The sequence below is a fragment of the Promineifilum sp. (SeqCode) genome (assembly GCF_041918635.1).
Classification (GTDB): Bacteria; Chloroflexota; Anaerolineae; order Promineifilales; family Promineifilaceae; genus Promineifilum.
On sequence record NZ_JAYRVJ010000343.1, the window covers coordinates 1 to 2,319 of the forward strand.

The 2,319-nt window shown below is 69.3% G+C and carries 2 protein-coding genes; one reads left to right on the plus strand and one right to left on the minus strand.

The window, feature by feature from the left end:
• A partial coding sequence (locus tag ACE3UY_RS11010) for a DUF2723 domain-containing protein (RefSeq protein WP_374687578.1) occupies positions 1–1,812 on the minus strand: 1,812 nt, incomplete at its 3' end.
• A 100-nt stretch (positions 1,813–1,912) separates the two neighbouring features.
• Here ACE3UY_RS11010 and ACE3UY_RS11015 point away from each other — a divergent pair.
• The coding region (locus tag ACE3UY_RS11015) for a PLP-dependent transferase (protein WP_374687579.1) at positions 1,913–2,319 on the plus strand (407 nt) is incomplete at its 3' end.

The following is a 2,319-nucleotide window of genomic DNA, read 5'->3' on the forward strand; positions in this document are numbered from 1 at the left end:
CCGGCTGACCTCGACCAGCGGCCCGGCCGAGCGCAGATGGTAAACGCCTTGCAGGCCGGGCAGGAAGCGGGCCAGATAGACCGCTTGCCCGGCCGCCAGACGGCTGTCCAGTTCGGCGCGGTAGGCGGCCTCGTCAGGCAGCACCAGGAGGTGGAGGTCGGGCCGCAGGCCGCCGACCTGTTGCAGGTAGTAGAGCGGGGCGATCTTCTCGCTGTCGGCCAGGATGGCCGCGCCCGCCCCCGGCCGGGCCAGCGCGTCGCGGGCCCACGGTTCGCCGCCGTCGCGACCGGATTGGTCAATCGCTGACCAGCGACCGCCGACGGCCAGCAGCGCCGGCAACAGCGCCAGGATGAAGAGGAGAGCGCTAGAAACCGGGTTTCTTCTGAGAAACCCGGTTTCTAAGACGGTTTCTAAGAGGGCGCACACCCCCGCCGCGACCCAGACAGCGATGACCACGTGCGTCGGGATCAGGAAGACGGCCAGATCGGGCACGTAGTAGTTGAGGGCGTAGAAGGTGAAGCCAACCGCCGCGACCAGCAGCACCAGCGCCGCCCGCCACTGCCGCCAGAAGAGCCACGCCAACCCCACAACAGCCAGCGCCAGATAGACCCAGCCCCAGGCGTCGAGCAGCAGGCGGCCGACGATCTCCCAGCGCGCCGGGTCGCGCAGCCACGCGCCCCACTGCAACGCCCCCTGGAAGCGCCCGCCTACCACCCAATCGACGAACCGGCTCAGGCCCATCGGCTCGCCGTTGACCGCCCGCCAGCGCAGGGGCAGGTAGGCGTAGAGCAGCAGCGGCAGCGTGAAAGCGACCAGGCCTGGTAGAAACGACCGCCCGCGCCCGACGGCCGACCAGCGCCGCCCCCCTATCTTGCCATTGCCTGGCGATTCCTCCAGCAGGGTGAGGGCCACGGCAATGGCCGCGGGCGGCAGAAGGAAGACGGTGGTGAGGTGATTGGTCAATCCCAGCCCGATGACGAACGACAGCGCCACGATGGTCTTGCGCCGCTCCGTCGCCGGTAGTCGGGGGCCGGCCGTCAGCCGCACCATGAGCGAGAGCCCCACCGCCACGATCAGCGCGTGCAGGGCGTAGACCTCGGCGATGATGGCCTGACTCCAGAAGATCGGCGCGAGCCCCAGGGCCACCGCGCCGACCAGCGCGGGCAGTGGGCGGCGCAGCAGTTCTAGCGCCAGCCGGAAGACGACGATGGCGGCCAGCGTGGCGTAGACGGTGGAGGCGAAGTTGAGCCGGCCGGCGACCGAACCGCCGATGGGCAGCAGGGTAAAGAGCTTGCCGAGCAGCAGGTAGAGCGGGTAACCGGTCGGATGGGCAATGCCGAGTTGGGGGGCGACGACCTGGAACTCGAAGGTATCCGCCTCGCCCACGGCGAAGGACATGGTCAGCCAGTAGACGGGCCACAGGGCGAGGAGGACGAAGCGCGGGCCGAGCCGCCGCCAGCGCGCGGGGTCGTCGCCAACCCACAGGTACGTCGCGACGACGGCGGCCAGCCACAGCCCGGCGGCGAACAGGAAACGGCTCTGCGCCAAATCGACGGCTGGATCGGCCAGCCAGACCAGGTTGAGCAGCAAGGGTAGTGAGGCCAGCGCGACCCGCCCGCCGAACCGCCGCCAAACCAGCGCGCCGGCCAGCGCAACAAGCAGCCCCACCGCAATGACCGGCGGCGGCCGCCCCAGCCACAGCCACGCCGGGAAGCGCCACTCAAATAGCAGCCGCGTCAGCGCCAGCCCGGCGACAAACCAACAGGCGACGGCGGCCAGCGCCGAGGCCCAACGTACTGCCCGCTCACTCATGAGCATATCGTAACGCAGCCGGTCAGGCTGCGCTATGGCTACCAGAAGGTTATGATACAATACAATCCGCCGACGAGAGCGACAGCAGGAGCAGGAACGTATGCAACCAACGGATCACCGCGCCGCGCCCGGCGCCGCCCATTTCGACACAGTGGCCGTCCATGCCGGCGTTTCGCCCGACCCGACCACCGGGGCGGTCATGACGCCCATCTACCAGACCTCCACCTACGCCCAGACCGGCGTGAACGAGCACAAGGGGTACGACTACGCCCGCACCGACAACCCGACGCGCAGCGCGCTGCAAGCGGCGCTGGCCGGGCTGGAAGGGGGGCGCTTCGGGCTGGCCTTCGCCTCCGGCATGGCCGCCATCGACACGCTGCTGCGGCTGGTGCGCCCCGACGAGCGGGTAATCTGTGGCAATGATCTCTACGGCGGCACGTTCCGCCTGTTCGACAAGGTGCTGTCCGACTACGGGCTGCGCTTCACCTTTGTCGATACGGCCGACAC